This is a genomic window from Streptomyces sp. HUAS YS2 (genome assembly GCF_033343995.1).
Taxonomy (GTDB): domain Bacteria; phylum Actinomycetota; class Actinomycetes; order Streptomycetales; family Streptomycetaceae; genus Streptomyces; species Streptomyces solicathayae.
The window spans coordinates 7,869,344-7,875,343 of sequence record NZ_CP137573.1 but is presented as its reverse complement, the minus strand read 5'-3'; the positions used below and the strand labels follow the sequence as shown (position 1 = coordinate 7,875,343).

Annotated in this window: 2 protein-coding genes and 2 pseudogenes; 3 read left to right on the top strand and 1 reads right to left on the bottom strand. The window is 67.8% G+C overall.

Features of this window, described 5'->3' with window-relative positions:
• The first annotated feature begins 473 nt into the window (after positions 1-473).
• The 3 genes and pseudogenes from R2D22_RS36045 to R2D22_RS36030 all read left to right on the top strand — a co-directional run bounded on the left by R2D22_RS36045 (position 474) and on the right by R2D22_RS36030 (position 4,819).
• Positions 474-1,171: pseudogene (locus tag R2D22_RS36045) on the top strand (restriction endonuclease).
• Between the two features lie 311 nt (positions 1,172-1,482).
• Positions 1,483-2,895 (top strand): serine/threonine-protein kinase, encoded by a 1,413-nt coding sequence (locus R2D22_RS36040; protein ID WP_318099934.1) that lies wholly within the window; start codon positions 1,483-1,485, stop codon positions 2,893-2,895.
• Between the two features lie 1,091 nt (positions 2,896-3,986).
• Positions 3,987-4,819: pseudogene (locus R2D22_RS36030) on the top strand (IS5 family transposase).
• Between the two features lie 202 nt (positions 4,820-5,021).
• Here the strand turns inward: R2D22_RS36030 and R2D22_RS36025 are convergent.
• Positions 5,022-5,606, bottom strand: coding sequence for a hypothetical protein (locus R2D22_RS36025; RefSeq protein WP_318109509.1), 585 nt, complete (start codon positions 5,604-5,606; stop codon positions 5,022-5,024).
• Positions 5,607-6,000 lie beyond the last annotated feature (394 nt).

Sequence of the window (6,000 nt, the reverse complement as noted above, 5' to 3'; positions counted from 1 at the left end):
CCCGCCACCGGCACCGGGCCGCATGTTGGCCCATGTCCACTCCTCGTGGCTCCGCCCGGCCGTTCTTCCTCAACTTCGGATACGGCAGCCTTCGTCTGTGCCGACCAGCGCGAGGCCCCGCTCTCTTCAGCGCTCCATCTCAAGATCACGATTGGTGATCGCGGGGTGACGGCTTGTCAGTGGCGGGTGCTTGGATGGGGCGGTTGCGCAGGGAGGCGCAGCACGACCGGGGAAGGTTCAGGGAACACCGGTACGTCGGCGGGCAGCGGGGCGGGCACGGAGCCGTTACCCAGCCCGCGGACCTCGTCGCCGGTGACGTATCCGATCAAGTGGCCCGGCTGGCCCAGGCCGGTCACCCGCTCCACTCCTGCGGTGAAGTACCCGATCCCGTGGCCGGGTGGAGCCAAACCGGCTCCGCGGCCAGCGCCGACGGTGTCGTACCCGATCAAGTGGGACCGCAGCGGGAGCGGGCGATGAGCCGACGACCGACTGCGAGGCGGCGACCTGCTCGTCGACGGTCACGCAAGAGCTCCGGTACGGAGCAGCTCGTCGTCATAGGTGGCGGTTTACTGCTTGTGTGGGGGGTGCTCATGAGCCTGGTGCGCTTCCTGAGCGCCCACCCGGTGGTCGTGGTCGTTGTGCTGCTGGCCGTCGTTGGAGCCGTCGCGGTCCGGGTGGTCAAACGACAGCGGGCTGCGCAGTGGGAGCGGGTGAGGGCACAGGGCCTGCGCTACGCGCTGACGCAGCTCGATGCGCTGCACCACCGGGAGTTCGAGCATGCGGTGCGCGATCTGATGCGGCGGGACGGGTGCGCGAACGCGGTCCAGGTCGGCGGCGCGGGAGACAACGGTGCAGATGTGAAAGCGACCGACCCGTACGGCCGGCGATGGTCATCCAGTGCAAACACCGCAAGGCCGGACTGGCCGGGGCCGCGGTCGGCACACCCGATCTGCAGGTCCTCAACGGCACCGGCCGGCCGGTGCACAAGGGCGACGTCGTCGTCCTCGTCACAAACGGGAAATTCTCCAAGCCCGCCATGGAGTTCGCGCATTCCCAACGACTGCACCTGGTCGACCGGACCGTGCTGGCCGAATGGGCGAGCGGTTCGCGACCGCTTTGGGAGCTCCTGAAGGCCGTACCCCCGCCCCGCCGCCCGACCCCACTGTCCTGACAAGACGAAGCACGCAACAGCGGGCCCCGGAGGCGATCGCGTCCGGGGCTTTCGCCGCTGGCACACCTCGTAGGTCGCCTCAGCAAGGCGGCGCCAGTGCTCGAGCATCGCCTCACGCTCCACGTACGCGTCGGTGCACACCACCGAGCTGACCCGAGAGGACCTCCTCGGGCTCACTGGAAGCGGCGCGCGCACCTCCTGGGATGCCTCGCTTCCCCATGGAGAGGTCAGGACCGCGACAGCAGGTTCATCCCGAGCTCGGTAGCATTTCATGGTCTCTCGCTCGAGCCGATCACACCTAAGGAGCGGTCGTGTCCAGCCGCATCCAGCCGCTGCTCCCTGGAGATCCGCGCCGAATAGGTGCCTGGCGTGTCATCGGCCGGCTCGGGAGTGGCGGTATGGGTGCCGTGTTCGCGGTTGTCGATCCCGCTGGGCTACGCCTGGCTGTCAAGGTCATCCACCCTGCGCATGCTGCGAACGATGAGTTCCGGGCACGCTTCCGACGCGAGGTCCGACTCTCCCGAAGGGTGACAGGGCCGTGCCTGGTCCCGGTCCACGATGCCGACACCGATGGAACTACTCCATGGCTGGCAGCCCCCTTCGTGCCCGGGCCGACGCTCGTCCAGTACCTCGATGCGCACGGCCCCGTGCAGGGCGCACCTCTGTACGCGCTCGCTGCCGGGACTGCGGCGGCACTCGCTGCGGTGCATGGAGCGGGGATCGTCCACCGCGACATCAAGCCCGGCAATGTCATCCTCTCTCCCTCCGGCCCCAAGGTTCTGGACTTCGGCATCTCCCACGCCCTGGACGGCACATCGGTGACGCGGACCGGGGTCGTCACCGGCAGTCCGGGCTGGATCAGTCCCGAGCACTACCAGACGGGCGTGGTGGGGCCTGAAGGAGACGTCTTCGCCTGGGGCGCACTCGTTGCTTATGCGGCCACAGGCCGCCTCCCGTTCGGCTCCGGCGCCCCCGATGCCGTGGCCTTCCGTATCATGTCCGCCGAGCCCGACCTTTCGGGTCTTCCCGGCGACCTTCTCCCTATGGTCGAGCAGGCTCTGGCCAAGCAGCCTGGAAACCGGCCTACAGGCGCTGAGCTCGCCCGCGCCTGCTCGACGCTGCTCGCCGCACAGGCCACCGCAGTCACACCCGCAAGCGAGCAACCAACACTGGCTTTCGACCTGGCGAGCGTCCCTTGGGACGTGTCGCACGAGGACGATCCCGCCTGGCGCTCCGCTGGCTCGCGGCGAAAGCGTCCTGGGGTTGTTGCGGCGGCCGCTGTGGCCGCCCTCGTCGCAGGAACCATCGGCGGAGCTGTCACTGTGAAAGCCTCCGGGATGCCCGGCCAGGCGCCGACAGCAGCGCCAAGCAATTCACCTCGCGCAGTCGCTCCATCGGCGCAGCCGTCCGCGCAGGAGGTTCGTCGCCCGAGTACCTCGCCCACTCCTTCGGCTGCTGCAGCCCCTTCCTCTTCTGCTCCGGCCGAGGAGCCGGAGCCGTCCGCTTCTGTCTCGCTGCAGCCGCCTCCGTTCGCCTACCTGCCGACCGAGGTGGACTGCGCTCCACGAAAGCCGGCTGAAGTCGACGGGGCCTGGCAAATTGTCGCCCCGGGGGAAGTTCGGGCTGGGGACGCGGTGGAACTCTCGCTGCGCAACAAGTACGGCAACTTCGACCCCATCCAGCCGGAGATGGACGTGCTGGCGCGCGTGTACGTGCCCGATTGAACGTCGCGGCTGGCGCGAGCCAGCCTGCAGTCCGACACCTCGGCAGTCGTCACCTGGCCGGGAGACTTCTCCGGGGCCGACGCCTCCTACGCCCAGGGCACGTACACCGTGGTGTGGTCGGTCGGCGACGGATCACACCGCTACATCGCCTGTACGGGGTTCACCGCAACCTGACCGCGCCACACGGGAGACGCGCGATTCGTCCGACCTCGGCCAGCAGTACCAAGTTTCCGCACGGCGCGGCAGGAGTGGACAGCGAGTGGGGAGCCCCCAGGGACAACTGAATGCAAGGTCATTGACTGGCGGAAGGCCGGGGGAACCACGGGGTTTCCCAGGCTCATTGTCAGGCCGGTCACAGCCGACGGTGCAGGTACAACCGCCCGCGGCGTTCGGTGTAGTAGAAGCGGCTGGGCTGCTCTCTTTGATGCCTGAACCACAAGACTCCGGCGGCACCCCACGACGCCAGGCCAGCCAGCAGGACCCAGCCCCAGGTGTGCGCGGCAAACGCCTCCATTGCGGTCGCGTTCTCCAGGATCCGAGCGCAGTCTCCAGAAACCCGCATATTGTTGCCTCGGCTGTCCGGGTGGTCCATGCACCATGACACTTCGCCACCCAAGCCGTTGAGCACAAAGGCACACACGACGACTACCAGGCCCGCGAGTGCCGCCACTGGGTGTGTCGGTAAAGGCATGGGACCCGAAGTCGGCTGCCGGTGCACAGTGCCGGGGTTCCTGGAGGAGCTGGAAAATTCGCGCGGTGTCCGTCCGCCGGTACTCCCGGCCGCCCGCCAGTTCAACTCCCGCATGCAAGCGATCTCCGCAGCCTCTTCGGCTGTCTCCCGCTCCTGCTCACGCTCCTCAGGGGTGCGCCACCGCTGCACAATCCCGCCTGGCCGCTGCCTGCTGACACTCGCCGGCGAATGCCCGGCTGAGCGTGCATGCCTGCGCACCGCCGCTCCCGTCGTCTCCCCGTCGCCCTGAAGCACCTTGGCGCCGCATACCTCACACGTCCACACACCCGCCCGTTCTCTCTCCCCGCTGTGTGGTCCTAGGGCGTGTCCGCAATGTCGATCGGTCGTTACTCCGTTCGTGGTGCGACGTCATGAACTGACTGATCAGGCCTGGGAAGTGATCGGGCCGTTGCTGGCTCCGCCCCGGATGGGTCGTCCGGTGCGGGACCGGCGGCAGGTCCTCAACGGAATCCTGTGGAAGCTGTCCACGGGTGCGGCCTGGCGGGACCTGCCCGAGCGGTACGGGCCGTGGAAGACCGTCTACGAACGGTTCCGCCGCTGGTCAGCGGACGGAACCTGGGACCGGCTCCTGGCCCACGTCCAGCAGCACTCGGACGCGATCGGCGAGGTCGACTGGTCGATCGTCTGCGTCGACTCGACCATCGTGCGGGCCCATCAGCACGCCGCCGGGGCCCGAAAAGGGGGCCCTGGACCGGCGAAGCACTCGGCCGGTCCCGCGGCGGACTGAGCACAAAGATCCACCTCGCCTGCGACGGACAGGGCCGGCCGCTCGCCTTCACGATCACCGGCGGGAACGTCAACGACTGCACGCAGTTCGAACCGGTCATGGCCCGCATCCACATCAAGCGATACGGGCCCGGCCGGCCCCGCACCCGACCGCTACGGGTGGTCGGCGACAAGGGCTACTCATCCCGCAAGATCCGCTCCTACCTGCGCAGACGCGGTATCGCCTGCACCATCCCCGAACGCGTCGACCAGATCAACGGACGCCTCCGGCGAGGCGAGAGCCTGTGCCGTCTCGACCGCGAGGTCTACCGGCGCCGCAACGTCGTCGAACGCTGTTTCAACCGGCTCAAGCAGAACAAGGCCCTCGCCACCCGCTACGACAAACGAGCCCGCCACTACAAAGCCCTGGTCACCCTCGCCTGCCTGCGACTATGGCTCCCTAGCTGACATTGCGGACAGGCCCTAGCGCTCATCCTCCCGCCAGTCACGCTCTCGCGGTGCCGACTCCGACAAAGACGGCGGCGACGGTGGAACAGCGCCCCCGGATCGTCTGCCCACCCGTCCGTGAGCCGGTCAGCAACGTCCCCGGCATCGCCGACGCTGCTGCAGACACACTCTGCAAGGCGCGAACCTGGCAGTGGAGACCAGTTCAGAAGGGAGGCTCGTCGCTGTAGGCAGTTGGCCGGGCGGGAGCCTTCGGAAGCGGGCTGGTAGCCCAGGGACCTTCTGCTGGAGGCAGTGGAGAACCACCCCACCCGCCGGAAGCCTGCCGGGCTGAGGCCCCGGTAGGTGGCGGGGTACCCCAGCCCGAGGCGGTCTTCGCCGGTGCGGCAGGGGGCGTTGCTGGTGCTTCGTCCGGCTCGAGGCCGTCGCTATCGTTGTTCCACAGCTGGCGCAGGTACTCGCGGCAGGTCACCGGATCGTCCTCGTCCCAGCGGTTGTCGTCCGGCTCGGGCCAGCGCCGGCCATCCGGGTCTCTGTCCTGCAGTTGGCACAGAGCCCGCAAAAGGGCATCGACGACCGCCCATTGGCTGGTGGTCGTCCCGGTGAGAAGACGCCGGACGGTTTCTCGGCTCACCTTGTGGGGGTTGGGCATCGTGGCGGTAAGCGCCGCGATCTGCGGAAGCGGGGGCCGCCCGGCTTCCCGATAGTGGACGTAGAGCTCTGCAACGAGCTCGCGCTTGGGCCCAGGCGGCAGCACATCCTTGCCGGGCATCCGCAGCATTCGAGGCATCCACCAACTCTGCCACGAATAAGCGCAGTTAGACACAGGAAAGCGCGTGGTGACTCGGCATCACACCACATGAGAACCCAGATGACCCCGGCCGGCCTCGCTGAGGCCAATCTTCGCCTCACCTGACCCCTCATTAGCTGGCCGTAGACCAGGTGCAGCCCACAGAAACCTATTTCAACAAACCCTTGTTTTCGCTGGTCAGAGGCCCTTTCGGGGTGCTTTTGTTGTTGCCGTCCACCCCTGGGGTACAGGATCCGTCTCAAGAACTGGACAGCGGCATGGTTGTCGTCGAAAACGGCGACGGCCCCCTGGTGGGCAGGGAGCCGTCTGCAGAAGACCGAACATCCCCGATGAAGGAGAGGCTCATGTCCAAGGGCGAGCGTACGGGCAACGT